Raw genomic sequence first — 26,117 nt, 5'->3', positions numbered from 1 at the left:
TTGTCCGCCGCGGCGGATAAAAAGATTGAAACGGAAAGCGGGACTTTATTTCTGGTAAACCAAAATTTTTGTGCTCCTTAAAATAAAATTAGTCGTTATGTACGTGGTCAACTTTAAACATAGCCGATATGTTCTGAGTAATAAGCGGTAAGTTCGCGCCGCCCATAATCATTGCGCCCATTCCGCCTGCATTATTGTCAGACAGTTTGATTTTGTTGGTTCCGTCAATGATTTTTGACAAATCGATTTTAAAATGAACTGTTGGTGTAATAGTAGTACGAACCAATGCTTTTGTTGGCAAATCAAGTGTAACCTCAGTATAATTATAATCAGTTCCTGTTTTGCCCGTATGAATCATAAAAGGTGTTGGTGTAGTAACAGTAGGCGATGTAAAAGTACCTTCGAAAGCCAGGAATTTATAACCCGCAGCCCAAGACCATAACATTCCAGCTTTGTCAGTCTGCGCAAGAAAATCGCCTTGTCCGGTAGCGCCTAATTTCCATTGATCTTCATCGACTCCAATCCCGAACTTTACTTTTACGTAATCTCCGGCAGGAATATCAGTAAGCTTAAATTCGTGTCCGTCTGCAGCACCTTCGTCAGCAATAAAATAGCTTTTGCTTTTTGGGTAAGTTACCGTAGTTCCGTCGGCTTTTGTTAAAACTACATTGCTAACAATATATTTGATCAGGCTAATTTTTAATACTTCATTGTTAGAAGTTGTATTGCCTTGGGTATTTAAAATCAAGTCGTTTGTACCAAAACCATTGTCATATTCTAAGATTAAGCTTCCGCTTCCTGAAGTATCGTTTTTATTATCGTCGCTTGAACATGAAATTAGTGATATAGAAATTGCTACAATAGCAAGGGCTTTGTATAAAGTGTTTTTCATTTTATGAATTTTATATAATTGTAATTTTAAATTTTGGGTGTGCGTAAGCACGATTCCATTGTTTTTGAAACAACGAAATAATCATCTCAATAAAGAATTGAAATGCGATTTAAAAAATTATATAAAATAGGATGGAGGGCGAAAAGTAGCAATTGAAACCGAAATTGGTTTTTGGTCTAAAGAAGCAAAAAGATTTTCTTTAGTAGTTATAGGAGCTACTAATTTGAATGGTGTTGTAATTGTATTTTGAATGTAAACAATCTCTACTTTCTCTTTCAGGTTGTTTTGCATTTTCTTTTCATTGTCGGCGTATTTTTTTAAACTCTTTTGAAGTTCACATCGGCCGTTACAAGAATTAAAAAGCATTTTGCGTTGTACACAAATCGTTTTCGAAATTTCGTCCTGATTTAATTTGAATGAGGTATAAACAAAGAAACTGCCAAATGATGGCACTAAAAGCATAAAAGAAAGTACTATGATAATAAACTTCTTCAAGAGTTGATTTCGTTGTTTCGACAGCAAAAATACATCTTATTCGTTTATATCGAATGATTTTTGAGCTTTTTATAAAAAAAGTTTTAGTCTCAGTTTATAGTCCCAGTAGCAGTTTGCAGTATTCAGTTTCAGTCCCAGTCTCAATATGTAAACTATTTAAAAAGACAACCCCGTCAGGTTTTAAAACTGACGGGGTTGAACTATATAAGAATATCAGTCTGTAAACTTCGACTGTAAACTGTAAACTGAGGCTTACTTAACAAGAACCCAAGCGCCAGAAGCGATTAAAGTTTCTGCTTTTTTGAATTTCATTGTTTCTGTTTTACCAGTTGCAACTTCCTGAACTGTTACGGTATCATTACGGTTGATTTTTGGATTGTCTCTCACAATGGTTTCTGTAACCTGACGTTGTTGTGTTTCTCCAGCTTCGCGGTTGATGTCTTCGCTGTTTACAATTTCGTCTTTGCTTAATTTGAAGTTTTCTTTTTGGCGAACTTCTTTTGCTTCGTGAATTTCAGGAACGTTTTGAGCCGGTAAATCACCTTTGAATAAGAATGAAATAACTTCTTTGTTTACGTTGTCCAACATTCCTCTAAACAAATTAAAAGCTTCTAATTTGTAAATAAGCAATGGATCTTTTTGTTCGTGAACGGCTAACTGAACAGATTGTTTCAATTCGTCCATTTTACGTAAGTGTTTTTTCCAGGCTTCATCAACAATAGATAAAGTGATGTTTTTTTCGAAATCAGCAATTAGCTGAGTACCTTGACTATCATATGCTTTTTTCAAATCTGTAACAACATTCAAAGTTTTGATTCCGTCAGTAAACGGAACTACGATACGCTCAAACTGATTGTTTGGCTCTTCGTAAACTCCTTTTATGATTGGGAAAGCTTCTCTTGCACTTCTTTCTGTTTTTTCAGTATAGAATGCTAAAGTCTCTTTGTATATTTTTCCTGTGATTTCGATATCAGTTAATCTTGCAAAATCACCTTCAGAAATAGGAGAAGTGATAGAGAAATAACGGATCAAATCAAATTCGAAATTTTTGAAATCGTTTGTAGGCTTAGTTTGGCTTACGATTAATTCGCAAGTATCATAAAGCATATTCGCGATATCCAGTTTCAAACGCTCGCCAAATAAAGCATGACGACGACGTTTGTATACTACTTCACGTTGAGAGTTCATTACGTCATCATATTCTAATAAACGTTTACGAACACCAAAGTTATTTTCTTCTACTTTTTTCTGAGCACGTTCGATAGATTTAGTCATCATAGAATGCTGAATAACTTCACCTTCCTGAAGTCCCATTCTGTCCATTACTTTAGCAACTCTTTCAGAACCAAATAAACGCATTAGGTTATCTTCAAGAGAAACATAGAACTGCGAACTTCCCGGATCTCCCTGACGTCCTGCACGACCACGTAACTGTCTGTCAACACGACGTGAATCATGACGTTCTGTACCAATAATTGCTAAGCCTCCGGCAGCTTTTACTTCTGGGGTCAATTTAATATCCGTACCACGACCAGCCATATTTGTTGCAATAGTTACAACTCCGGCTTTACCTGCTTCTTCAACAATTTGAGCTTCTTGTTTGTGCATTTTTGCATTCAAAACGTTATGGTTAACGCCTCTCATTTTTAACATTCGGCTTAATAATTCTGAAATCTCTACAGAAGTTGTTCCAATTAAAACTGGTCTTCCTGCATTTGATAATTCAGTTACATCATCAATTACAGCGTTGAATTTTTCACGTGTAGTTTTATAGATATAATCTTCTTTGTCTATTCTTGACATCGGACGGTTGGTTGGAATTTCAACAACGTCTAATTTATAAATCTGCCATAACTCGCCAGCTTCTGTGACCGCTGTACCTGTCATACCACCTAATTTGCTGTACATTCTAAAGTAATTCTGTAATGTAACAGTTGCAAAAGTTTGTGTAGCAGCTTCGATTTTTACATTTTCTTTAGCTTCGATCGCCTGGTGTAAACCGTCAGAATAACGACGACCATCCATGATACGACCAGTTTGCTCATCGACAATCATAATCTTGTTGTCCATGATTACGTATTCTACATCTTTTTCAAAAAGAGCATACGCTTTCAAAAGTTGAGTAAGAGTATGGATACGCTCGCTTTTTACCCCAAAATCCTGGAATAATCTTTCTTTAGCTTCCGCTTCACCATCTTTATCGAGTTTTTGTTTTTCGATTGCTGCAATTTCAGTTCCAATATCCGGAAGTACGAAAAAGTCAGGATCAGTATCGCCTGAAAGGTATTGGATACCATTATCAGTCAATTCAACTTGATTGTTTTTTTCTTCAATTACAAAATACAAAGCTTCATCCACTTTATGCATTTCGCGATTGTTATCCTGCATATATTGATTTTCGGTTTTTTGAAGTAATTGTTTGATTCCTTCTTCACTCAAAAATTTAATTAATGCTTTATTTTTAGGTAAACTTCTGTAAGCTCTCAATAATAAGAAACCACCTTCTTTAGTGTTTCCTTCTTTGATTAGTTTTTTAGCTTCAGCTAAGAAACCATTTGCCAACTGACGTTGAAGACTTACTAAGTTTTCGATTTTTGGTTTTAACTCATTAAATTCATGACGATCTCCCTGAGGAACCGGTCCTGAAATAATAAGTGGTGTTCTTGCATCATCAATTAATACAGAATCGACCTCATCGACAATAGCGTAGTTGTGTTTTCTTTGTACTAAATCTGCTGGCGAATGTGCCATGTTATCTCTTAAGTAGTCAAAACCAAATTCGTTATTGGTTCCGTAAGTGATATCAGCGTCGTATGCTTTTTTTCTTTGTTCTGTACTTGGCTGGTGATTATCGATACAATCAACAGTTAAACCGTGAAATTCGAATAAAGGCGCTTTCCATGTACTATCACGTTTTGCAAGGTAATCATTCACGGTTACTAAGTGAACTCCGTTTCCTGTCAAGGCGTTTAAGTAAAGTGGCAATGTAGCAACCAAAGTTTTACCCTCACCTGTTTGCATCTCTGCAACTTTACCTTCGTGCAAAACCATACCACCAATTAACTGAACATCGTAGTGAATCATGTCCCAGGTAATTTCTTTACCGGCAGCATTCCATTTGTTTGCCCAAACGGCTTTATCACCATCAATAGTGATATATGTTTTAGTTGCTGAAAATTCTCTGTCTTTTGGACTTGCAGTTACTTCGATAAAAGAATTATCTTTAAAACGACGCGCTGTTTCTTTAACAACAGAAAAAGCTTCAGGAAGAATTTCCAATAAAGTTTTCTCAGAGATTTCATAAGCCTCTTTTTCAAGAGTATCTATAGCATCATAAAGATCTTCTCTTTTGTCAATGTCTTCAATGTTTTCTACCTCTGCTTTTAGCGAAGCAATTTTAGCATCTTTATCAGCTCTGGCTTCTTTTATTTTTTCTTTAAAATATGCGGTTCTGGCTCTCAATTCGTCGTGAGACAAACTCATTAAGCTGGTTTCGAATGTTTTAATTTTAGTTAAATAGGGCTGTAAAGCTTTGACATCTTTCTGTGATTTATCACCTACAAAGACTTTAATAATACTGTTTATGAAACTCATGATTTATTGTATTTCTATTTTATGTAAATGTGTATTTGAACCAAAAAAAAAGCCTCGGTGATGAGACTTTTTCCTTTGGTTTATTTTTTAATATTCATCCTCATTCCAAAGATAATCTTCGTCTGTTGGATAATCAGGCCAAATTTCTTCCATTGATTCATATATCTCTCCTTCGTCTTCAATCGACTGAAGGTTTTCTACTACTTCTAATGGAGCACCAGCTCTAATAGCGTAGTCAATAAGTTCGTCTTTGTTAGCAGGCCATGGGGCATCACTTAAATAAGATGCTAATTCTAATGTCCAATACATCTGTTATCTGTTTAGTTTGTGCAAAAATAAATTTTTTACTGAAAAAGACAAGTAAATTTTGATTTATTTTAATAAAATTTAAGAACGTCTCCTTAAAATTCCAATAAATAAATTCAAAATTCCAAAAAAGGAACCTAAAATTGCCAATATTTGGAATTTTGTATATTATTTAAATTCGCAGAATTTTTAAATTATTTCTTTGGAATTTGGGATTTATAAAAATTGGAATTAAAGAAAATTTACTTTCTTGGAATCCATTTCACTTCTTCCGCTTTTAAGTCTGACGACAACTTCCGTGCCAAGACAAAAAGATAGTCAGAAAGTCGGTTTAAGTACATGATTGCGATTTCAGGTACGTGCTCATTGTGGCTTAAATGTACTGCCAAACGCTCTGCACGACGGCAAATACAACGTGCAATATGACAATGTGACACAGTTGGATGGCCTCCAGGTAAAACAAAATGGGTCATTTGCGGAAGACTTTCTTCCATTTTATCTATTTCATTCTCTAGTAATTCAATGTCAGTATCTATAATTCCGAGATTTTTCAATCGAAGTTCGCCATTTTTTAATACTTCTTTTTCTGCCGGAGTAGCAAGAATAGCACCAACCGTAAAAAGACGATCTTGAATTTCTATTAAAATAGTTTTGTAATGTGCATCAATTTCCTGATCGCGAATGAGTCCTATATAAGAGTTCAATTCATCAACAGTTCCGTAACTGTCAATCCTGATATGATCTTTAGGAACGCGCGTTCCTCCAAAAAGGGCTGTGGTTCCCTTATCTCCGGTTTTTGTATAAACTTTCATTTTTTTTTAAGTTGCTAAGGTTCCGAGTTGCTAAGTGACTAAGTTTTTCCTTTTGTTCAGTTTAACAAATAAACAATAAAACTATTTGGTCGTGTCGCTTTCAATTATTCCATCGCGCAAACGAATAATGCGATGTGCATAAGCTGCAATATCTTCTTCGTGTGTTACCAGAATCACAGTATTTCCTTGTGCGTGAATATCGCCAAAGAGTTTCATGATTTCTACAGAGGTTTTACTGTCTAAGTTTCCTGTTGGCTCGTCGGCTAATATAATCGATGGTTTGTTGACCAGGGCGCGTGCAATAGCAACACGCTGGCGCTGACCTCCTGAAAGCTGATTGGGCTGATGATCCATTCTATCAGCAAGATTTACTTGTTTGAGCACTTCGCTTGCACGCGCATTACGTTCAGATTTCGAATATCCCGCATAAATCATGGGTAATGCGACATTGTCTAAAGCGGTAGTTCTGGGTAAAAGATTGAAGGTCTGAAATACAAAACCGATTTCTTTGTTTCGAATTTCCGCCAATTCATCGTCTTTCATTTTGCTGACATCTTTTCCGTTTAAAACATAATGTCCGGAAGTTGGCGTATCTAAACAACCTAACAAATTCATTAAAGTCGATTTTCCTGATCCTGACGGTCCCATTAAAGCCACGTATTCTCCTTTGTTTATTTCTAAATCTATGCCTTTTAAAACATAAACAATTTCGTTACCTAATACAAAATCTCGTTTGATGTTGGTTATTTTAATTAATGGATTTGCCATTTCGATTTACAATTTTGGATTTAAAAGTACAAAACACTTTTCAATAAACGATAAGTAGCGTGAAATTGATTTTTGTTACAAAAATTGTTGATTTGAACTTGTCCTTTTATCGGAATTATTGTTTTTACATTAATTATAAAATAATGACTGAATAAGTTGTTATATGATTTTTGAATATAATTACATAATTGTCATATTTTCTATTTTTAACTGAATTATTTTTAATGAAATTATTAATTTATTATGTATTATTTATTTTTATTTAAAATTTTAACTATATTTGTTGTCTAATCTTTAATAATCAGAATTATGAAAAACATACAATTGTTATCAGGAATTGCATTAGTTGCATTAAGCTTTACATCGTGTAAAGATGAGAAACAAGAAAAAGCTCAAAAAACAATCGACTCTTATGTAGCCTACGTAGACTCGGTTAAGAATGTTAAAGCAGACGATTTGAAAGCAGATTGGAAAGATGTAGAAGCAGAGTATGACAGAAGAGCTGCAGAAGCTCAAACAGCACTTGCAGATATTAAAGACAACTCAGCTGCTACAGAAAAAATAAATGCGAGTAAAGTCAAATACGAAGAATTTAAAAATGAAATGACCACCGTTTTTGCCCCTCCCGCTCCAAGCCCACAACAACAATTAAGAAATTCCTTATTTGGTGAAGGAAAAATTGGCGAGGATATGAATTTTGATTGGGTAAACGCTAAAAATATTCACAGTGTATACCAACAATTTGTTCATACCGTAGAGAATAATAAAGATAAATATTCCCGTGAAGACTGGGATAAAATTAAAATCATGTATGAAGCTCTTGATAGCCGAAAAAACACGGTTGAAAAAGAAGGTCTTACCTCTGAAGACAATAGAAAAATTGCAGGTTTAAAAGTAAAATTTGCTCCAATGTATACTCTTAACAGAATGGGAGCGAAATCAGAAGAGAATAAAGCTGCTAAAAAATAATTGAGTAAATTGAATTAGTATTAAAAAGGCAATCAGCGATGGTTGTCTTTTTTTTATGCCCTGATTACAAAGTGTTCTTTTTCCTGCTCGTATCTAAAAAATACAAATCCCCATTGAAACGTATCAATAGTTACGGTAACTTTTGGATGGTTTTTTATGAGCTCCCAGGCATCTTCCATTTCTGGTGACCAATGAATATCATTAAAAATCCAAACGGAATCATTCGTAATCGTTGTTAGCAAGAGATCAAAATAAGCCAAAGTGGCTTTTTTAGAATGATTACCGTCGAAGTATATTAGATCAAAGTTTTCAGTGTCAGTATTCAGTCTCAGTTTGATTTCCTGAAAATATTTTTCGAATTCAGTTATTACCGGATTAACATTGTTACAATTAAAATTTTCTAATTGAGTTTTAGCGACATTCGCAGTTTCCGGGCAGCCTTCGAGTGTAATAACTTTTGCATTGGTATTACCTAGAGCCAGGGCAGACGTAGCCAAACCTAAAGAGGTTCCGATTTCGAGAATATTTTTAGGCTGAAAATAATTAGTCACCCTAAAAAGTAATTCGGCATGTTTTGGTGAAATTCCTGCTGTTTTAGCTATTTTAGAAATTTGTCTTCTATTCGATTTAAAAACTTTTGATCCGCCAAAATCAGATACTTCGATGAAATTTTGATTTTCTACGAGGGATTTTCTATAATTTTTTAAGATCAAATATTCTGGTTTTGTTTTTTTGTCATAAAAACACTTCGTCAATAAGTTAAACACAAAAGGCGAATGTACACCGTGTTCATTTTTGGAGTTCCAAAGGAATTTTAAATATGATTTTATTTGAAATAGCATAGTAAAATTTACAAGTAGGCGCGAAGATACAAAAAAGGAGAAAGTCAAAAGTCAGAAAGTCAAAGGTCAAAAGTTTTAGAGATACTAGTATTGCTTTCTCACTTTTGACTTTACAACTTTAGACTTTTAAAAGACTATATTTGCAGACTTTAAATTTAAGCTAATAGTAATACGTTTTTTATGATGTTGAAGGAAGAAATAGAAGGTACAAGTAAGATATCTTCTGAAGAAATTAATCGATGCATTGCTATTTTAGCACAATTGAATACAAATACAGATCTTATATTTGATATTCCGAAAGAACAACGAATCTCCTTAATTAAAGAAGCAGGACTGTTTTCCAGACCTGACAGGGATGAGTTTTCCAGAAGGGTAAAAGATGGTGTACAAGCTGCCAAGCGTAAAAAAGAAAAGAAAGACAAAACGGCGCGTAAAGAAACCGGAATTCGTCATGCGCGTGAGGCCAGTGTATTTGTTGCTCCTAAGTTATTAGCGTATAATGATCTTGCTCATAAAGAGCAATTAGAACTTGAGACGCCAAGAAATTGTTATGTGTGTAAAACAGAGTTTACTAAAATGCATCACTTTTATGATACAATGTGTACGGATTGTGGTGATTTTAATTACGCTAAACGCTTCCAGACGGCGGATGTAAAAGGCCAAGTTGCTATTATTACAGGTTCCCGTTTAAAGATTGGATATCATATTACTTTGATGTTATTGCGTGGCGGAGCAACTGTTATTGCTACGACTCGTTTTCCGGTAGATTCGGCTTTGCGATTTGCGAAAGAAGATGATTTTATGGAATGGGGACATCGCTTAAAAATTCATGGTTTAGATTTAAGACATATTCCGAGTGTGGAGATTTTTTGCAATTTTATTGAGCAAAAATACGAACGCCTTGATATTTTGATCAATAATGCGGCACAAACTGTTAGACGTCCTGCAGGATTTTATTCGCATTTGATGCAAAATGAAGAATTGCCAATCAGTGCATTGCCTAAGCAAGCGCAGGAATTATTATTGGATCATCTTAATTGTCTGGATGAATTAAAGATGCTGACAAGCGGAGCTTCATCTAATGAAAATATGCCGGTAACCTGGCATGGACCTGAACCCGGAATTGGTTTGCGTGCTTCGGCCCAATTATCTCAAATTCCGTATTCTTTTGATAATGCGTTGGTCGCCAATGAAGTTTTTCCGGAAGGAGAACTTGATGCTGACTTGCAACAAGTCGATTTGCGAAAAACAAATAGCTGGCGTTTGCGTTTAGGACAAATAGAAACTACCGAAATGATCGAAGTGCAACTGGTAAATTCTGTTGCGCCTTTTGTCTTGTGTAACCGCCTTTCGGAAGTGATGAAAAAAGACAATACGGGACAAAAACATATTATTAATGTTTCGGCAATGGAAGGGAAGTTTCATCGTTTCTTTAAAGAAGATCGCCATCCACATACGAATATGGCAAAAGCGGCTTTGAATATGTTAACGCATACGTCATCCGGAACTTTAGCCAAACATGGTATTTTTATGAATGCCGTTGATACAGGCTGGGTAACAGATGAAGATCCCGCTGAACTGGCCAAAAAGAAACAGGAATTAGAAGATTTTCAACCGCCACTGGATATTGTTGATGGTGCTGCACGTGTTATGGATCCTTTGTTTGACGGAATCAATACGGGAAAACACTGGTGCGGAAAATTCTTAAAAGATTATAATCCAATTCCCTGGTAGAATTAGTTTTTAGTCGCTATCTCAGTTTTTCAGAATTTAATAAAATAAAAAAAAAGCACAACAGAATTAAATTTTGTTGTGCTTTTTTATTAAGATGCTTTTGTGTTTTTATTTGTTGACTTTAATTAAATTAATGTCAAAGATAAGTACTGAACCTCCTGGGATAGTGCCAGAACTAGAACTTCCGTAACCTAAATGAGAAGGTATTAGTAAAGCTCCTTTTCCTCCTTCTTTAAAATGAGGAATACCTTCTGTCCAACCTTTAATAACTTGATTTAGTCCAAAAGAAAGACCTTCTGGTTTACTTTGGTCAAATATTGTTCCATTAGTAAAGTATCCTCTGTAAGCTACAGTTACATTTGATGTTGCTGTAGGTTGAGCTCCCGTTCCAGGCTCGTTGATAATATAATACAAACCAGAATCTGTTCTTGTCGCTGTTAGTTTATTTTTAGCGATGTAATCAGTGATTTCTTTTTCATTCTCGACAGTGTAATCTGTTTTTTTTGAATCTTTATCATTAGAAGAACAAGAAACAAATAAAGTCATTGCAAAAAATGCTGATAATAGGTATTTCATATGGTATTTATTTTTAAGGTGCTAATATAGTAAAATTTTAGTTTTTAGTCACAGTCTCAGTTTTTAGTCTTGTTCAGAGAATATTAGATCGTACATCCAAATTTACCAGGATTGTTAATCATGTAATTTATTAGTTTTCCAATCTCAATGTTTTTCGCATTTAGGATATCGAATTTTGCTTGATTAATATAGTCACATTTAAGTGAAAAATCTAACCAAACATTCGTTTCTGAGTTCTCAGCATCACTGTCAGTCAATTTGCTTATAAAGTGATTTGCATATCTTCTCTTTCGATAAGATTCTGCAATATTTGCTGAAACACATCTTGCAGATCATCTTATTTGATCAGTTAATGAATATTTTTCTTCGTTAGGGAATGCCTTTGAAAGTTCAAATATTTCCATTGCAATTTCAAAAGACTTTTTATAAGCTAATAATTCTTTAAAATCCATTGTTTAATTTTACAAGGATATTTAAAAAAAAATAAGAAAAAACTTAATTTAAAAAGTATTTCGCAACCAAACTGAAAACTGCGACCGAGACTGAAAACTAAAAAACTACCCTTCAATCTTAGCCGAAAGCTCGAACCAGCGCTCCTCTTTCTGATCTATTTTATTGATGATGTTCTGCAATTCGTTTGCTTTTTTTTCGATATCAGCGTCGGGAACTTTTCCGTCAGAGAATAATTGTTCGATTTTGGTTTTGTCAATTTCGAGATCTTTAATTTCTCTTTCTAGTTTTTGATATTCTTTTTGCTCGTTAAAAGTTAGGTTTCCTGTTGGATTATTTTGTTTCCAATCTTTCTTCTCTGCTTTGTTTTCTTCTTTTTGAGCAACATCGCTACTATCTTCATAAGCTCTGAAATCAGAGTAGTTTCCTGGGAAATCTTCAATAACACCTTGTCCTCTAAAAATGAATAGGTGATCGACAATTTTATCCATAAAATATCTATCGTGAGAAACTACCAATAAACATCCCGGATAATCCAAAAGGAAACTCTCTAAAACGTTTAATGTCACGATATCCAAATCGTTTGTAGGCTCATCCAGAATCAGGAAGTTAGGATTTTGAATTAATACCGTACATAAATACAAACGTTTTAATTCTCCACCACTTAATCTGTCTACAAAATCATATTGTTTTTTGGCATCAAAAAGAAAACGCTCCAATAATTGTGAAGCCGAAATAATCTTTCCTTTCATCAACGGAATATATTCTCCGTATTCCTTAATAACATCGATAACACGTTGACCCGGTTTTGGATTGATTCCGCTTTGCGTATAATATCCAATCTTAATTGTTTCTCCAACAACGACTTTTCCGGAATCCAGAGGAAGTGTTCCTGTTAATAAATTCAGGAAAGTCGATTTTCCTGTACCATTTTTACCAATAATTCCGATACGTTCACCACGTTGGAAATCAAAACTGAAATTATCTAAAATAACGTGATCCTTGAATTTTTTAGAAATTTTGTGAAGCTCGATAATCTTGCTTCCCATACGTTCCATATTAATTTCAAGTTCTACTTTATTTTCACGACGGCGGCTTTGTGCCTTTTCTTTAATGTCATAAAAGTCATCCTGACGCGATTTAGATTTTGTCGTTCTCGCTTTTGGCTGGCGGCGCATCCATTCTAATTCTTTTACAAATAAGTTTTGCGCTTTATCGACGCTAGAATTTTCAGAAGCAATTCGTTCTTCTTTTTTCTCTAAGTAGTAAGAATAATTTCCTTTGTATTGGTATAATTTTCCGTTGTCTAATTCTATGATTTCGTTACAAACACGCTCTAAGAAGAAACGGTCGTGCGTTACCATAAACAACGTAATGTTTTCTTTTGCAAAATAGCTTTCCAGCCATTCGATCATTTCAAGATCAAGGTGATTGGTAGGCTCATCCAGGATTAATAAATCAGGACGATTGATCAGGATAATAGCTAATGATAAACGTTTTTTCTGACCTCCGGAAAGACTTTTTACTTTTAGTTTAAAGTTTTCCAGTTTTAGTTTAAACAAAATTTGCTTGTATTGAGTTTCAAAATCCCATGCATTATGCTGGTCCATTCCGTCAAAAGCTTTTTGATACGCTTCTTCGTCTTCCGGATTTTCTAATGCTTTTTCATAAGCTTCAATAACTTTCAGGGTTTCATTATCAGATGCAAATATGCTTTCTTCAATAGTTAACTCTTCTTGTAAGTTATTGTTTTGTGAAAGAAAAGCCATTTTAATACCCTTTCTTAAAACTACCTGACCTGTATCCGGTTCTTCCAAACCATTGATAATACTCATAATAGTTGTTTTTCCAGAGCCATTTTTGGCAATGAAAGCAATTTTTTGATCCTTATTGATTCCAAAAGAGATGTTGTCAAATAAGGTTCTTTCGCCAAATGACTTGGATATATTTTCTACAGATAAGTAATTCACGTTGTAATTATGAGTTAAATTAGAAGTTATGAATGTTTTACAAAACACAACTTTTTTGCAAAAGTAAGCTATTATATTGCTATTTGCGAATTATTTATGGAGATAGGAATTTAAAACAGGACTTAAATCAATGCGATGAATTTGCTGCGGAACATTGATAACAGGTTTCCGAATCAACGATTCATTCGTTAAATAATAATGCAAACCATCCTGAGTAGCGATTCCTTCTATTTGAAGGATAGGAAATTTTAAGGTCATTCTTCGTTTGTTTCCGGATAAAAAATCGTTGTTTTTGTAATCGTATAAAAGATATAAAAATGGTTTTCCTATTTTAGAATAACCACAAAGCACAATTAATTTTTTAGACTCAAGATAAGTCGCGCCCGTTACCAAACCTTTTGTGTCAAAAGTATCTTTGAGCTTTGCAATATGATCGCCGGCTGTATTGGGTAAAGTATAAATAGTCGTTCCAGAGTTCTTCCATTGTTTTGTAAACAAATAAATACTGTCTTTTGAAACAATAAAAGCTTCGCAATCAAAATTAGTAGAATTTGGTTTTTTAGGCGATAAATCAGTTTGGTCAGAAAAACGAAATGTAATAATCTCGATCTCTGGTTTATCTTCTAAAAATGATTTTTTATTAATTTTTAAAATTGACAAATCCGTTCTGTTTCCGGAATAATTATTTCCAAAATCCCCAATGTACAGATGGGTACTATCCTGAGAAATTTCTTCCCAGTCGTGATTGGTTGTTTTATCCAGAATAATCTTTTTTCGAATTTTCCCTAAAGAATCTAATCCGTAAATCGTTTTTTCATGATCGTCATTATGTGTCCATAATAAATCATGAAAAGCAATTAATCCAGAAGTTTCTTTGATTGAATCACTTAATTTAATGGAGTATTGAGGTTTTAATTTTAAATTTTTATAAACGCAGCTTCCGTCGTTTACAGTAGCATTTGGGTTATAATTTTTAGAAAGAGGATCTGTACATCCTGAAATTTGTGCGTAAGCAGAAAATGAGATGAGGAAAAAAAATAAAATTGTTTTAATCATGATCTGCAATATTAAATATAAAAAGAAGAAATCTATAGTATATTATTAAAGATAGAAAAAATGCTGTTTTTTAATGGTACTAAAGCGCTTTTAATTTTAATAAAGGTTTGATGTTGCAAAAGTATCGAAACAGAAGGAATTTGTTATTGTTGGTTTTTTATGTAACAAATGTAATTGAAGGTTTCGGAATTATGTTATATTTGAGATTGCTAAAAACCTACATTTTTATGAAAATTAAAGAAAATTTATACAATCAAAGGATTATTTCTATTGATGCTTTACGAGGAATTACCATTTTTATTATGATTTTTGTAAACGAATTGGCAAGTGTCAAAAATGTACCACAATGGATGAAACATATGCCGGCTGATGCTGATGCAATGACATTTGTAGATGTAGTTTTTCCAGCTTTTTTATTTATTGTGGGAATGTCAGTTCCTTTTGCATTTAATGCCCGTTTACTCAAAGGCGATAGTGCTAAAACAATCTGGACACACACTTTAAAAAGAGCTTTGGCATTAATTGTCATTGGTGTTTATATGGTCAATGCAGAATATGGATATGATGCGTCAAAAATGATCATCGAACCTGTGTTTTGGGGACTTTTAGCGTATGCGATGCCAATTCCGATTTGGAATAAATACCCAAAAGATTTTCCGGTTTGGTTAAAAAACACACTTCATTATGGCGGAATGCTGGTTTTAGTAGCGCTATATTTTTTATATGTTCAGGAGGAAACAGGCGAAATTGGGATCACGCCAAAATGGTGGGGAATTCTAGGGTTAATTGGTTGGGCGTATCTTTTTACAGTTGTATATTATTGGATTGTTTCGGGAAGATTATGGGCAATGATTGCTTTTTTAGTAGTTTGCGTGGCGGCAAATGCAATAAATTTAACCGAAGGATCTGCATTACATCAAATTCCCTGGTTTGGTTTTATAGCCGGACATTTAACCCACGCTGCAGTAGTTTCTGCCGGAGTGGTAATTTCGTTGTTATTTTTTGATCGAAAAGTAGCTGCCAAAATCAATTGGGCCGTAGTAGGTTTTGCGGTTTTGTTTTTTGTAACAGGATATTTATTAAGACCTTATTTTGGAATCTCAAAAATTAAAAGCACTCCATCCTGGACAATGTTTTCTGCAACAATCTGTACGGTTTTATTCTACTTTTTATATTGGCTGATGGAAATTAAAAAACAAACAAAATGGAGTAATTTCTTTATGCCTGCAGCCGCAAATCCGTTATTGATTTATATTTTGCCTGGTGTAATTTATTATTTCTGTAAAGCTTTTCAAATTCATATTATTCCGGGATATTTTAGAGAAGGAGTTCCGGGAATTATCTGGTCATTGGTGTTTTCGACCATTATGTTGTTTGTCATGAAATTATGCAACAAGTATAAGATTCAATTGCATTTGTAATAGTTGTTTAACCGCAAAGGCCGCAAAGATTTACGAAAAGTTCGCTAAGATTTAACTTTTGAAAGAATTCGAAGCTTATAAAGCGGTGCGAATTATTTTTATTATTGCATTAAGAAAATCTTTTAATCTGTGGCAAAAGAATTAACCGTAAAGCTTAATAAAATTTACGCAAAGTTCGCAAAGTTTTAAACATAAAGCTTTGCGAACTTTGCATTTTAATAAAGAATTAAATAAAAAAAAACTTGCGGACTTTGCGGTTAAAATCTCATTTCAACCTGAAAAAAAATTTAACGGATTCTCTTAAACGCAATTGGACCTGTTCTTTTTTTATTGTCGACGAAAGTTCCTTCAAGCGTGGTTCCGTCTTCAGATAATGTCAAAGTGTGTGTTCCTGCCGTTGCCCAGCCTTTAATTGGTAAAGTGACATCTACGGTGTAACCAACTGTGTTTCCAATTCGTTTTCCTGTACCACTTTCTACAAATTTTTTCCCTTTCCATTCCAGATAATGAGAGAAAATAACTTTTCCGTTTAGTTCTGAGATAATAACAACTGCATTCTGAACGTCAGGATTAATATCTTCCCAAACGCCATTAATATCTATTTTTGAGGTAGTAGTTTTTTTTTGGCTATAGCCGAAATTGGAAAATAATACGGTAACGAAAAGTAAAATAAAAAGTTTTGTTTTCATGTTTTTTAATTTTGAACTATAACTGCTTTAATTTCTAAAAATGCTCCTGAAACCGGATTGTAATTCACAAAATTGAATTTACAAAGATTGTGAGGGTTTAAAAGTGTACCGTGAGATAATCCGTCTTGTTTAAAATCAGACCATGGAATTTTAACTGTTGTAAATTTTTTTGGTGAGGCTTCTAAATCAACTCTAGGATGTGAACCTCCATGAACGCAGCCTGTTCCTTCTTTATTGCCTTCGCGGGCTTGTAATTTTATTAAATGTGATGATTTATAGGTAATAGTCACAAATTTAGAATGGTCAGATAAATTAGTCGGAGCGCCATCATTCGAATCTGAATCTGTAATCAGGACATTCAATTCAATTTCTCCTGTAGGATTGTCTTTTGCAGTAACTTTAATGATCTCTTTTTCTTGCCGAATGCGATTAATTGTTTCCTGATTTTCTACAGAAGGTCCCGCAATATACCAAGTTGAGGTTTTTACTAAATTCCTGTCTGAATCTTTTTTTAAAGAAGTAAATCCAAACATGAAAAATCCCGTTATTAGAATTAAAAGCAACGAATTGAATTTACTTAATATTTTCTTTTTCATAGAAATGGTATCATTATTCAAAACCAAAAATATGCTTTTTTGCAATCTGTTATAGTTTTCTTTTTTATTATTTATAAAATTAGCTTCCGTTTTAAATTTAAGTTTAAATTTGTAAGAAGTTGTTGTTGAAAAGCTTACGAAATGAAAAAAGTAAAATCCGTAATTGTTTTGTTTTTCTTTTTCCTGTCACCATTTTGTTATTCGCAAAACGATTCAGTTGCAAATAATAAAAAGGATATTTTAGATGTTCTGTATAAACTTTTTCATAAAAATGATTCGCTTCGAATGAATCCCGATAAAAAAGTGGTTTTTTCTTTGCTTCCGGTTCCTATCGATGCGAATAAAAATGCCGGATTGGTAGTTTCATTTTTAACTACATTTTATCTTGGTGACAGTAATACTACCAAAATGTCCCAGATTTCTTTTTCGCCTTATTTTAGTTTTACCAAACAATATGTTTTTCCTGTTCAATCTTATATTTACACAAAAGACAATAATTGGAATTTTATTGGAGATTATCGGTATATGATTTATCCTCAGCCAACTTATGGATTAGGCGGACATAATACAGATAAGGAAATGTCGATTCTGGATTATCAGCAATGGCGGTTTTATCAATTTGCAACCCGAAAAATTATTGGCGATTTTAGATTGGGACTTGGTTTGTTGTTCGATAGTTATCAAAATATTTCTGAGCAATCTTATGTAGAGGATCAAACTGATTACTCAAAATATATGAATGGGGATTTCTCTGATGAAACTTCTTTTGGGGTTGCTATACAAGGATTATACGATTCGAGAAAAAACAACGTAAATCCTGAACAAGGCTTATATGTCGAAGCAGATTACAGAATTAATACAAGTGGAGTAAATGGTGAAAAATGGAAATCGATTTATTTTGATGCCCGAAAATATCATTCGTTTAATAAATACAAGCACAGGGTTCTAGCATACAGAGCTTTTTACTGGTCTACTTTTGGCGGAAAACCTCATTATCTCGATTTGCCAAGTATTGGTTGGGATCGCGACGGAAAAACAGGTCGGGGTTTTACCAGAAATAGATTCCGCAGCAATGCATTAATTTATTTTGAAACAGAATACAGGACAGATATTACTAAAAATGGTTTTTTAGGGGCTGTGTTTTTTACCAATATTTCTTCGGTTTCTAAATTAGATACTTATGATTTTAAAAAATGGAATCCCGCTGTCGGAACCGGATTACGTATTAAATGGAACAAACAAAATAATAGTAATCTGGTCTTGGATTTTGGGGTTAGTAAAAACGATTGGTCATTGCGATTAGGTTTGGCTGAGAATTTTTAGCTCTGCAAAAAAAAAACAAAAACAAAAACAATTCCTTCATTTTACGGTAATTACGGGTAATTATAAAATTGCATTACTCAGAAAGCTTTGTATTTTTTATTCAAATCGGAAATTATTTTTTCTCTTTTATGAAAATGTTTCAGGTTAAAATAAAAGCAAAACCTTAAGCGGAAAGTATTGCTTTTTACGCTGCAAATAGAATTTTGTCTGAAAAATTGCCCTTTATTTCGAAAAATAAAGTGGTGTTTATGAATTTAAAAAAAGAAAAAATGGTAAATTCGTCCCTGATTTTTAAGGGCAAAAGGGTTGGGATTATTTTGGATAATCAGTATGTTTCATTCGAAAAATGTGTCAAAATCATAAAAACTCTTAAAGATAAGAACGTTACTTTTAAGATTTTCCCCAAAAACATAAATTTTATTATTGGAAGCAATTCACGAAATGATAGGGGGCAAATTGTAAAAATTGAGTAAAAAATTATATTAAATGTAATTTATATTTATAATATTCAGTAATTTCGCAATCTGAAAATCAAAATCACCTTTTAGGTTAACAATATGGCAAGATTTGAATTGAAACTTCCTAAAATGGGAGAGAGTGTCGCTGAAGCAACTATTACCAACTGGTTGAAAGAAGTGGGAGATAAAATTGAAGCTGATGAAGCTGTACTTGAAATTGCAACTGATAAGGTTGACAGTGAAGTGCCAAGTGAAGTATCAGGAGTTTTAGTTGAGCAATTATTTGGTAAAGATGATTTAGTTCAGGTAGGACAAACTATTGCGATTATTGAAACAGAAGGTGACGCACCAGCTGCAAAAGCTGAAGTTGCTGCTCCTGCAGAAGCCGCGGTCATTGAACAAACAATCGAAGTTGTAAAAGAGTCAGTTTCATCTGCACAGGATTTTTCTGCATCTGATAAATTCTTTTCTCCGTTAGTAAAAAATATTGCAAAAGAAGAAGGTATTTCTGTTGCTGAATTAGAAAATATTGCTGGTTCAGGAAAAGACGGACGTGTCACAAAAGAAGATATTCTAAAATATATTGAAACTCGTAAATCGGGTGTCGAAACTCCAAAAGCCGTTGTTGCTGCTCCAAAAGCACAACCAATAGCTGCTCCGGTTCAGAAAAGTCAACAAGCAGTTCCGATTTCTGTAAATGGTGGTGATGAAATCATCGAAATGGACAGAATGAGAAAGTTGATTGCAGGATATATGATGGCTTCAATACAAACTTCGGCTCACGTACAATCCTTTATTGAGGTTGACGTAACGAATATTGTAAAATGGAGAGAAAAAGTTAAAACCGCTTTCGAGAAAAGGGAAGGTGAGAAGTTGACTTTTACGCCAATTATGATGGAGGCGGTTGCAAAAGCATTAAAAGATTTTCCGGGAATGAATATCTCCGTTGATGGTGAATATATCATCAAAAAGAAAAATATAAATTTAGGAATGGCTGCGGCTTTACCAAACGGAAATTTAATTGTTCCGGTAATTAAAAATGCTGATCAGTTGAATCTTGTTGGAATGGCAAAAGCGGTTAACGATTTAGGAAATCGTGCTAAAGCAGGAAAACTAAAACCGGACGATACTCAAGGTGGAACTTATACGGTAACTAACGTAGGTACTTTTGGCAGTGTTTTTGGAACTCCAATTATCAATCAGCCTCAAGTGGGAATCCTTGCTCTTGGTGCAATTCGTAAAGTGCCTGCGGTTATAGAGACTCCGGAAGGTGATTTTATCGGAATCCGTCAAAAAATGTTCTTGTCACACTCTTACGATCACAGAGTTGTAGATGGAGCGTTAGGAGGAAGCTTTGTAAAAAGAGTAGCAGAGTATTTAGAAGCTTTTGATATAGACAGAGATTTTTAAATCACATAAAAATAAATTCGAAACCCGGAAGATTTTAGTGATTTTCCGGGTTTTTTTGTTTGTAAGAAAAGGTTAGGAAATGAACAAGAGCTTTCTTTCAGAATGAATTTAAAAGTTAAAATCGCAAATTTGAGCCCTTTTTTGTTTAAAAAAATCAAGAATAAAAGAGGAAATTCCGCTTTAAAAATTACATTTGTAATCTTATAAAATTAAAAAATGGAACTGAAACTGAACAAACCAATTTGCTTTTTTGATCTTGAAACAACTGGAATTGACATCGGAAAAGATCGAATTGTAGAAATTTCGATATTCAAAGTTTTTCCAAACGGAAATAAAGAAAGTAAAACCTGGTTAGTGAATCCCACGATTCCAATTCCGGCACAAACAACCGCGGTTCATGGTATTACAGATGAAAAAGTGGCCAACGAGCCTACTTTTGCAGAACTGGCAATGCAAGTTCATACTATGATTAAGGACAGTGATTTGGGAGGTTTTAATTCAGATCGTTTTGATATTCCGTTATTGGCAGAAGAATTGCTTCGCGCGGGAGTTGATTTTGATATGAAAAATAAAGTTTCTGTAGATGTGCAGACTATCTTTCATAAAATGGAAGAACGTACTTTAAGTGCTGCATTGAAATTTTATTGCGGAAAAAGTCTTGAAAATGCCCATTCTGCAGAAGCAGATACAATGGCGACCTATGAAATTCTAAAAGCACAATTAGATCGTTATCCGGATTTAGAGAATGATATGAAATCATTGTCTGAATTTACAACCCGTAAAAAAATCGCTGATTTTGCCGGAATGATTGCTTTTGATAAGGATAACGAAGAAGTCTTTACCTTCGGAAAACACAAAGGTGCCAAAGTCGATAAAATCCTTGAAACCGAGCCTGGCTATTTCAGTTGGATTCAAAACGCTGATTTTCCTTTGTATACCAAAAAAGTTTTAACGGCAATTAAATTAAGAAAGTTAAATACGAAATAAAGAGACTAAGTTCTTAAGGCTCTGAGTTGCTAAGTTTTTTTTACATAGTTTCTTAAGGCCTTAGTAGCTTAGTAACTTAGTAACTCAAAAAAGAATGAAAATAATCTGTATCGGTAGAAATTATACCAATCATATTGAGGAGTTAAAAAACGAGCGCCCAACAGAACCTGTGGTTTTTATGAAACCGGATTCAGCAGTTTTGTTAAAGCAGCATCCGTTTGTAATTCCGGAATTTTCTGAAGAGATTCATCACGAAATAGAAATAATTGTTAAAATTAATAAGGTAGGGAAGTATATCGAACCTAAATTTGCTCATAAATATTATGATGAAATTAGTGTAGGTATTGACTTTACAGCCAGAGATTTACAGGACAAACTAAAAGCAAAAGGATTGCCTTGGGAAAAAGCAAAAGCTTTTGACGGCTCAGCAGTAATTGGAGAGTTTTTACCAAAAACTGATTTTGTTTCGATGGAAAATCTTACATTTGAGTTAACAAATAATTCTGAAACAGTTCAAAAAGGAAATACAAGCTTTATGCTTTGGAAGATTGATGAGCTTGTTTCTTATGTATCGCAATTTTTCACTTTAAAAATTGGAGATATTATTTTTACAGGAACTCCTGAAGGTGTTGCTGCGGTTAAACCAAATGATGTTTTAGAAGGCTTTTTAGAAGATAAAAAATTATTCAGAATACAAGTAAAATAATGGCTTTAAAATACAACCTTTCGAAAGTATATGCGCTTTCAGACAATGATCCGGAATTTGTAAACGAAATTCTTAAGTTATTTGTTACCGAAGTTCCCGAGGATTTAAAACAAATCAAAGAAGGAATTAAGAAAAAAGATCATAAATATGCTTATTCTTACGCGCACAAAATAAAACCCACATTAGACTTAATGGGTTTAAATGTGGCTTTTGAAGAAATTCTGCAAGTCGAAGCCTGGACAAAGGCCGAAGGCAAGAAAAAAGAAATTATTGAGACCTTTAAAAGTATTAAGATACAAGTAAAGGACGCAATCAAAGAAATTAAAAAAGACTTTGACCTATAAGATTTTGGTATGTCTCTGTTTTTGATCTTTTTTAATTTAGGTCAAAAACAGATTCGGTACTTTAGTTCGGGATCTGTATCTTTTATCCCTGAAATTTTAGTTTAAACAATGTATGTCCTTTATATAAAAGGATATCGCTACTACCCCTCACGCAAAATCATTGCGGACAACAACCTACTATGTAATAACAACTTACAATAAGTAAGTAAAAATATTCCACAGCTATGAAAGCAACTATCATTACTATTGGAGACGAAATTTTAATAGGTCAGATTGTAGATACAAATTCTGGTTTTATCGCCAAGTCACTTGACCGGATCGGTGTTGAGGTTCATGAAATGATTTCGATAAGCGATGACAAAAAACACATTTTAGACACATTTGCGCAACTGCAAAACAAAGTCGATGTGGTAATTATAACAGGTGGTTTAGGGCCAACGAAGGATGATGTTACTAAGAAAACTTTCTGCGATTATTTTGATGATGAATTAGTCGTTAATACGGAAGTTCTTGCACACGTGACAGAATTGATTGAAGGTTTTTATAAACGGCCAATTTCACAATTAAATAAAGATCAGGCATTAGTTCCGTCAAAATGTACCGTTTTGCACAACAAAATGGGAACAGCGCCGGGAATGTGGATGAAGAAAGAGAATACGGTATTTATATCGCTTCCGGGAGTTCCGTATGAAATGAAATATTTAGTCGAAGAAGAGATTGTTCCTAAGATAGTTCGGGAGTACAAACGCCCTTATATCATTCATAAAACTATTTTGACATATGGTCAGGGCGAGAGCCTAGTGGCAGAACGTATTGAAGACTGGGAGAATAATTTGCCTGAATTTATTAAGTTGGCTTATTTGCCCAATCCAGGAAGAGTTCGCCTGCGTTTGTCAGCCAGAGGAATAAATAAAGAACTGCTTGAAGCTGCAATAGAGGAGAATGTAAAATCATTAGATGCTATCATTCATGATATTATAGTAGGGTATGAGGAAAATGAAACAATTGAATCTGTAGTTGGTAAAATTCTTACAAAGCAAAATAAAACCATTGCAACTGCTGAAAGTTTTACGGGAGGAAAAATAGCTTCGATTATGTCAGCTGTTCCCGGCGCTTCTAACTACTTTAAGGGCAGTATAGTTTCGTATGCAACAGAGGTGAAGGTTAATGTTCTCGGGGTCTCACAGGATTTAATCGATCAATTTTCTGTAGTTAGTGCAGAGGTTGCCTCGGCTATGGCTTTGAATGTGAAAGAGATACTTAAAACTGACTATGCAATTGCTACAACCGGGAACGCCGGACCGACAAAAGGTGACTCAAATGCTGAAATTGGAGCAGTTTTTATTGCTTTGGCTACTCCGGATGGTATAATTGTTGAAGAATTTAATTTTGGCCAACCACGTGAAAAAGTGATAGATAGAGCCGTGATTAAGAGTTTAGAAATATTACAGAAAGAAATTTTAAAAAATGTGCTATAATTTTTTGTTTCAATCGTTTATTTTTCTTTTCTTTGCACCCTGATTTTGAATAACGATAAAAGATAAGTATAATGTCAAGAGTTTGTGACCTTACAGGTAAAAGAGCGATGGTAGGAAATAACGTTTCTCACGCTATGAACAAAACTAAGAGAAAATTTTCTGTAAACTTAGTTAAAAAGCGTTTTTATCTTCCAGAAGAAGATAGATGGATTACTCTTAGAGTAGCAGCATCTACGATAAAAACAATTAATAAAAATGGAATTTCTGCTGTTTTGAAAAAAGCGCAGTCACAAGGATTTATCAAATAATCTTTCCTAAATAAATATATAGCAAGATGGCAAAGAAAGGTAATAGAATCCAGGTAATTTTAGAATGTACAGAGCACAAGACTTCTGGTGTTTCAGGTACTTCAAGATACATAACAACTAAGAACAAAAAAAACACACCAGACAGATTAGAGATTAAGAAATTTAATCCAATCTTGAAACGTGTAACTGTTCACAAAGAAATTAAGTAATAATTTAGAGATTTTAATACAATCTTAAATGTTGATTATTAAGTAATACTTGTAATACTAGTAGCATTTGAAGATTTATTGAATTTCAATAACATTTAAATCATGGCAAAGAAAACCGTAGCATCGTTACAAACAGCTTCTAAGAGATTATCAAAAGCCATCAAAATGGTGAAATCTCCTAAAACTGGTGCATATACATTCGTAGAATCTATTATGGCTCCTGAAGAAGTTGATACTTTCTTGAAAAAGAAATAATAACAATTACAGTATATAGAAAAGCTACTTTCATTCGGAAGTAGCTTTTTTATTTTTTATATTTGTCTAAAATTTTATAGAAATATAACAATTGGCAATTTTTTAAGCTATAATTCTTACTATCCTCTATATCTTTACTGTTCCGCTGTAGTGGAAACGAAAAGATGTGAATGCTTTTAGAATCATATAAAACAATTGGACCTCTATAAAAATTAGGATTATTTAGATTGTCAAAGAATCGGATAGTCTAAAAAACTAACAACCTATAAAAATGAGTTTTTTTAAAAAATTATTCTCTACTGATAAAAAAGAGACTTTGGACAAAGGTCTTGAAAAATCAAAAACTACTTTTTTCTCAAAGTTAAGTAAAGCCGTTGCCGGAAAATCTAAAGTCGATGACGATGTTTTAGATAATCTGGAAGAAATTCTGGTAGCGTCAGATGTTGGTGTAAATACAACGCTGAAAATAATCTCAAGAATAGAAAAACGTGTTGCTGAAGACAAATACTTAGGTACAGACGAATTAAACCAGATTCTGCGTGAAGAAATTGGTGCTCTGTTATCTGAAACCAATACTGGAGAAGCAACTGAATTTGATATCCCAAAAGATAAAAAGCCATATGTTTTAATGGTGGTTGGTGTAAACGGAGTTGGAAAAACTACTACAATTGGTAAACTGGCTTATCAGTTTAAAAAAGCAGGTTATAAAGTTGTATTAGGAGCTGCCGATACTTTTCGTGCTGCTGCTATCGATCAGCTGCAAGTTTGGGCAGATCGTGTAGATGTGCCAATTGTGAGACAGAATATGGGGAGTGATCCTGCATCTGTTGCTTTTGATACCTTACAGTCAGCTGTGGCTCAAAATGCCGATATTGTTATTATAGATACTGCCGGACGTTTGCACAACAAAGTCAATTTGATGAATGAGCTTACCAAAGTAAAACGTGTTATGCAAAAAGTTGTTGCTGATGCGCCTCATGATGTACTTTTGGTTTTAGACGGTTCTACTGGTCAAAATGCTTTTGAACAAGCCAAACAATTTACTGCTGCAACTGAAGTAACTTGCCTTGCTGTGACTAAATTAGACGGAACTGCAAAAGGTGGGGTTGTAATTGGTATTTCAGATCAGTTTCAGATTCCTGTAAAATATATTGGTGTTGGTGAAGGAATCGAAGACTTACAGGTCTTTAATAAATATGAATTTGTAGATAGTTTTTTTAAATAGTTTATAATGAGTTTTTCTTCTTTAAAAAATATAACGCCTCTTACTTTTTATTTTGCAAGCGTTATTTGTTTCGTTTTAGCAAATGTAATCAGAGATCAAGCTTTGTCCTTCTACTACGTTTTATTGGTTTTAGGTTTAATATTCTTTTTTATGGGAATTCTGAAAAGATTGCGTACGAAGCGATAGAGTAATAGCAGTAAATTTTTCTTCTTTAAGATTGCGTCAAATTGCATTGTTGATTTTT

The 26,117-nt window shown here is 33.7% G+C and carries 25 protein-coding genes and 1 pseudogene; 13 read left to right on the top strand and 13 right to left on the bottom strand.

Annotation, left to right across the window (positions count from 1 at the left end; translation table 11 throughout):
• Positions 1 to 88: 88 nt before the first annotated feature.
• From NJT12_RS02860 to NJT12_RS02835, 6 genes are all read right to left on the bottom strand, one after another.
• Positions 89 to 892, bottom strand: coding sequence for an MbnP family protein (locus NJT12_RS02860; protein WP_271334420.1), 804 nt, complete (start codon positions 890 to 892; stop codon positions 89 to 91).
• A gap of 117 nt (positions 893 to 1,009) precedes the next feature.
• Positions 1,010 to 1,387: a hypothetical protein gene (locus tag NJT12_RS02855; protein WP_271334419.1), complete on the bottom strand. Its 378-nt coding sequence runs from the start codon at positions 1,385 to 1,387 to the stop codon at positions 1,010 to 1,012.
• 252 nt (positions 1,388 to 1,639) lie between these two features.
• On the bottom strand, positions 1,640 to 4,981 hold the full coding sequence (gene secA, locus NJT12_RS02850; RefSeq protein WP_271334418.1) for a preprotein translocase subunit SecA: 3,342 nt from the start codon (positions 4,979 to 4,981) through the stop codon (positions 1,640 to 1,642).
• Positions 4,982 to 5,068: 87 nt separating this feature from the next.
• Positions 5,069 to 5,290 (bottom strand): DUF2795 domain-containing protein, encoded by a 222-nt coding sequence (locus NJT12_RS02845; protein ID WP_007138072.1) that lies wholly within the window; start codon positions 5,288 to 5,290, stop codon positions 5,069 to 5,071.
• A 239-nt stretch (positions 5,291 to 5,529) separates the two neighbouring features.
• Positions 5,530 to 6,099: a cob(I)yrinic acid a,c-diamide adenosyltransferase gene (locus NJT12_RS02840; protein ID WP_271334417.1), complete on the bottom strand. Its 570-nt coding sequence runs from the start codon at positions 6,097 to 6,099 to the stop codon at positions 5,530 to 5,532.
• A gap of 81 nt (positions 6,100 to 6,180) precedes the next feature.
• Complete coding sequence (locus NJT12_RS02835) at positions 6,181 to 6,867, bottom strand: ABC transporter ATP-binding protein (protein ID WP_271334416.1); 687 nt, start codon at positions 6,865 to 6,867, stop codon at positions 6,181 to 6,183.
• Positions 6,868 to 7,176: 309 nt separating this feature from the next.
• Here NJT12_RS02835 and NJT12_RS02830 point away from each other — a divergent pair, with 309 nt between their 5' ends.
• Entirely contained in the window at positions 7,177 to 7,836 is a 660-nt protein-coding gene (locus NJT12_RS02830) for a DUF6565 domain-containing protein (RefSeq protein ID WP_271334415.1), read from the top strand.
• Between the two features lie 53 nt (positions 7,837 to 7,889).
• Here NJT12_RS02830 and NJT12_RS02825 read toward each other — a convergent pair whose 3' ends face one another.
• Positions 7,890 to 8,678, bottom strand: coding sequence for an O-methyltransferase (locus tag NJT12_RS02825; RefSeq protein WP_271334414.1), 789 nt, complete (start codon positions 8,676 to 8,678; stop codon positions 7,890 to 7,892).
• A 183-nt stretch (positions 8,679 to 8,861) separates the two neighbouring features.
• Here NJT12_RS02825 and NJT12_RS02820 point away from each other — a divergent pair, with 183 nt between their 5' ends.
• A complete protein-coding gene (locus NJT12_RS02820; protein WP_271334494.1) occupies positions 8,862 to 10,412 on the top strand; it encodes an SDR family NAD(P)-dependent oxidoreductase in 1,551 nt (516 codons plus the stop codon).
• A gap of 108 nt (positions 10,413 to 10,520) precedes the next feature.
• Here NJT12_RS02820 and NJT12_RS02815 read toward each other — a convergent pair whose 3' ends face one another.
• The 4 genes and pseudogenes from NJT12_RS02815 to NJT12_RS02800 all read right to left on the bottom strand — a co-directional run bounded on the left by NJT12_RS02815 (position 10,521) and on the right by NJT12_RS02800 (position 14,464).
• Positions 10,521 to 10,988 carry an FKBP-type peptidyl-prolyl cis-trans isomerase gene (locus tag NJT12_RS02815; RefSeq protein WP_271334413.1) on the bottom strand — a complete coding sequence of 156 codons (468 nt, stop codon included), beginning with the start codon at positions 10,986 to 10,988 and terminating at the stop codon, positions 10,521 to 10,523.
• Positions 10,989 to 11,071: 83 nt separating this feature from the next.
• Positions 11,072 to 11,440, bottom strand: a pseudogene (locus tag NJT12_RS02810) (four helix bundle protein).
• A 105-nt stretch (positions 11,441 to 11,545) separates the two neighbouring features.
• Positions 11,546 to 13,408: an ABC-F family ATP-binding cassette domain-containing protein gene (locus NJT12_RS02805; protein WP_271334412.1), complete on the bottom strand. Its 1,863-nt coding sequence runs from the start codon at positions 13,406 to 13,408 to the stop codon at positions 11,546 to 11,548.
• Positions 13,409 to 13,498: 90 nt separating this feature from the next.
• Positions 13,499 to 14,464: a T9SS C-terminal target domain-containing protein gene (locus NJT12_RS02800; protein ID WP_271334411.1), complete on the bottom strand. Its 966-nt coding sequence runs from the start codon at positions 14,462 to 14,464 to the stop codon at positions 13,499 to 13,501.
• 227 nt (positions 14,465 to 14,691) lie between these two features.
• On the opposite strand from NJT12_RS02800, the gene NJT12_RS02795 reads away from it, so the two are divergent.
• Positions 14,692 to 15,885, top strand: coding sequence for a DUF5009 domain-containing protein (locus NJT12_RS02795; protein WP_271334410.1), 1,194 nt, complete (start codon positions 14,692 to 14,694; stop codon positions 15,883 to 15,885).
• Between the two features lie 287 nt (positions 15,886 to 16,172).
• On the opposite strand, the gene NJT12_RS02790 is transcribed toward NJT12_RS02795, so the two are convergent.
• Both NJT12_RS02790 and NJT12_RS02785 read right to left on the bottom strand, forming a co-directional pair.
• The gene (locus NJT12_RS02790) at positions 16,173 to 16,574 is read right to left on the bottom strand and encodes a hypothetical protein (protein WP_271334409.1); all 402 of its coding nucleotides are present in this window, start codon (positions 16,572 to 16,574) and stop codon (positions 16,173 to 16,175) included.
• 5 nt (positions 16,575 to 16,579) lie between these two features.
• On the bottom strand, positions 16,580 to 17,170 hold the full coding sequence (locus NJT12_RS02785; protein WP_271334408.1) for a hypothetical protein: 591 nt from the start codon (positions 17,168 to 17,170) through the stop codon (positions 16,580 to 16,582).
• Between the two features lie 141 nt (positions 17,171 to 17,311).
• Between NJT12_RS02785 and NJT12_RS02780 the strand changes: the two genes are divergently transcribed.
• The 10 genes from NJT12_RS02780 to ftsY all read left to right on the top strand — a co-directional run bounded on the left by NJT12_RS02780 (position 17,312) and on the right by ftsY (position 25,873).
• Positions 17,312 to 18,493, top strand: coding sequence for a BamA/TamA family outer membrane protein (locus NJT12_RS02780; protein ID WP_271334407.1), 1,182 nt, complete (start codon positions 17,312 to 17,314; stop codon positions 18,491 to 18,493).
• 557 nt (positions 18,494 to 19,050) lie between these two features.
• Positions 19,051 to 20,361 carry a dihydrolipoamide acetyltransferase family protein gene (locus NJT12_RS02775; protein WP_271334406.1) on the top strand — a complete coding sequence of 437 codons (1,311 nt, stop codon included), beginning with the start codon at positions 19,051 to 19,053 and terminating at the stop codon, positions 20,359 to 20,361.
• Positions 20,362 to 20,577: 216 nt separating this feature from the next.
• On the top strand, positions 20,578 to 21,348 hold the full coding sequence (locus NJT12_RS02770) for a 3'-5' exonuclease (RefSeq protein ID WP_271334405.1): 771 nt from the start codon (positions 20,578 to 20,580) through the stop codon (positions 21,346 to 21,348).
• A gap of 94 nt (positions 21,349 to 21,442) precedes the next feature.
• Complete coding sequence (locus tag NJT12_RS02765) at positions 21,443 to 22,054, top strand: fumarylacetoacetate hydrolase family protein (protein WP_271334404.1); 612 nt, start codon at positions 21,443 to 21,445, stop codon at positions 22,052 to 22,054.
• Positions 22,054 to 22,398, top strand: coding sequence for an Hpt domain-containing protein (locus tag NJT12_RS02760; RefSeq protein WP_127339700.1), 345 nt, complete (start codon positions 22,054 to 22,056; stop codon positions 22,396 to 22,398). Before NJT12_RS02765 ends, NJT12_RS02760 begins: the two co-directional genes overlap by 1 nt.
• A gap of 224 nt (positions 22,399 to 22,622) precedes the next feature.
• The gene (locus tag NJT12_RS02755; protein ID WP_271334403.1) at positions 22,623 to 23,876 is read left to right on the top strand and encodes a CinA family nicotinamide mononucleotide deamidase-related protein; all 1,254 of its coding nucleotides are present in this window, start codon (positions 22,623 to 22,625) and stop codon (positions 23,874 to 23,876) included.
• Between the two features lie 71 nt (positions 23,877 to 23,947).
• The gene (gene rpmB / locus NJT12_RS02750) at positions 23,948 to 24,184 is read left to right on the top strand and encodes a 50S ribosomal protein L28 (RefSeq protein WP_072961635.1); all 237 of its coding nucleotides are present in this window, start codon (positions 23,948 to 23,950) and stop codon (positions 24,182 to 24,184) included.
• A 26-nt stretch (positions 24,185 to 24,210) separates the two neighbouring features.
• A complete protein-coding gene (gene rpmG, locus NJT12_RS02745) occupies positions 24,211 to 24,393 on the top strand; it encodes a 50S ribosomal protein L33 (protein WP_047778459.1) in 183 nt (60 codons plus the stop codon).
• Positions 24,394 to 24,495: 102 nt separating this feature from the next.
• Positions 24,496 to 24,648, top strand: coding sequence for a DUF4295 domain-containing protein (locus tag NJT12_RS02740; protein ID WP_072961632.1), 153 nt, complete (start codon positions 24,496 to 24,498; stop codon positions 24,646 to 24,648).
• A gap of 271 nt (positions 24,649 to 24,919) precedes the next feature.
• The gene (gene ftsY / locus NJT12_RS02735; protein ID WP_271334402.1) at positions 24,920 to 25,873 is read left to right on the top strand and encodes a signal recognition particle-docking protein FtsY; all 954 of its coding nucleotides are present in this window, start codon (positions 24,920 to 24,922) and stop codon (positions 25,871 to 25,873) included.
• The last annotated feature ends 244 nt before the right edge of the window (positions 25,874 to 26,117 follow it).

The sequence above is a fragment of the Flavobacterium azizsancarii genome (assembly GCF_027980145.1).
GTDB classification, from domain to species: domain Bacteria; phylum Bacteroidota; class Bacteroidia; order Flavobacteriales; family Flavobacteriaceae; genus Flavobacterium; species Flavobacterium azizsancarii.
The sequence above is the reverse complement of the archived record's forward strand: the minus strand, read 5'-3'. Positions and strand labels throughout refer to the sequence as shown.

Bases quoted from the DNA above. Each gene is read 5' to 3' on its own strand.
- NJT12_RS02860 (WP_271334420.1), bottom strand. From the start codon at position 892: ATGAAAAACACTTTATACAAAGCCCTTGCTATTGTAGCAATTTCTATA.
- secA (WP_271334418.1), bottom strand. From the start codon at position 4,981: ATGAGTTTCATAAACAGTATTATTAAAGTCTTTGTAGGTGATAAATCA.
- NJT12_RS02845 (WP_007138072.1), bottom strand. From the start codon at position 5,290: ATGTATTGGACATTAGAATTAGCATCTTATTTAAGTGATGCCCCATGG.
- NJT12_RS02840 (WP_271334417.1), bottom strand. From the start codon at position 6,099: ATGAAAGTTTATACAAAAACCGGAGATAAGGGAACCACAGCCCTTTTT.
- NJT12_RS02835 (WP_271334416.1), bottom strand. From the start codon at position 6,867: ATGGCAAATCCATTAATTAAAATAACCAACATCAAACGAGATTTTGTA.
- NJT12_RS02830 (WP_271334415.1), top strand. From the start codon at position 7,177: ATGAAAAACATACAATTGTTATCAGGAATTGCATTAGTTGCATTAAGC.
- NJT12_RS02825 (WP_271334414.1), bottom strand. From the start codon at position 8,678: ATGCTATTTCAAATAAAATCATATTTAAAATTCCTTTGGAACTCCAAA.
- NJT12_RS02820 (WP_271334494.1), top strand. From the start codon at position 8,862: ATGTTGAAGGAAGAAATAGAAGGTACAAGTAAGATATCTTCTGAAGAA.
- NJT12_RS02815 (WP_271334413.1), bottom strand. From the start codon at position 10,988: ATGAAATACCTATTATCAGCATTTTTTGCAATGACTTTATTTGTTTCT.
- NJT12_RS02800 (WP_271334411.1), bottom strand. From the start codon at position 14,464: ATGATTAAAACAATTTTATTTTTTTTCCTCATCTCATTTTCTGCTTAC.
- NJT12_RS02795 (WP_271334410.1), top strand. From the start codon at position 14,692: ATGAAAATTAAAGAAAATTTATACAATCAAAGGATTATTTCTATTGAT.
- NJT12_RS02790 (WP_271334409.1), bottom strand. From the start codon at position 16,574: ATGAAAACAAAACTTTTTATTTTACTTTTCGTTACCGTATTATTTTCC.
- NJT12_RS02785 (WP_271334408.1), bottom strand. From the start codon at position 17,170: ATGAAAAAGAAAATATTAAGTAAATTCAATTCGTTGCTTTTAATTCTA.
- NJT12_RS02780 (WP_271334407.1), top strand. From the start codon at position 17,312: ATGAAAAAAGTAAAATCCGTAATTGTTTTGTTTTTCTTTTTCCTGTCA.
- NJT12_RS02775 (WP_271334406.1), top strand. From the start codon at position 19,051: ATGGCAAGATTTGAATTGAAACTTCCTAAAATGGGAGAGAGTGTCGCT.
- NJT12_RS02770 (WP_271334405.1), top strand. From the start codon at position 20,578: ATGGAACTGAAACTGAACAAACCAATTTGCTTTTTTGATCTTGAAACA.
- NJT12_RS02765 (WP_271334404.1), top strand. From the start codon at position 21,443: ATGAAAATAATCTGTATCGGTAGAAATTATACCAATCATATTGAGGAG.
- NJT12_RS02760 (WP_127339700.1), top strand. From the start codon at position 22,054: ATGGCTTTAAAATACAACCTTTCGAAAGTATATGCGCTTTCAGACAAT.
- NJT12_RS02755 (WP_271334403.1), top strand. From the start codon at position 22,623: ATGAAAGCAACTATCATTACTATTGGAGACGAAATTTTAATAGGTCAG.
- rpmB (WP_072961635.1), top strand. From the start codon at position 23,948: ATGTCAAGAGTTTGTGACCTTACAGGTAAAAGAGCGATGGTAGGAAAT.
- rpmG (WP_047778459.1), top strand. From the start codon at position 24,211: ATGGCAAAGAAAGGTAATAGAATCCAGGTAATTTTAGAATGTACAGAG.
- NJT12_RS02740 (WP_072961632.1), top strand. From the start codon at position 24,496: ATGGCAAAGAAAACCGTAGCATCGTTACAAACAGCTTCTAAGAGATTA.
- ftsY (WP_271334402.1), top strand. From the start codon at position 24,920: ATGAGTTTTTTTAAAAAATTATTCTCTACTGATAAAAAAGAGACTTTG.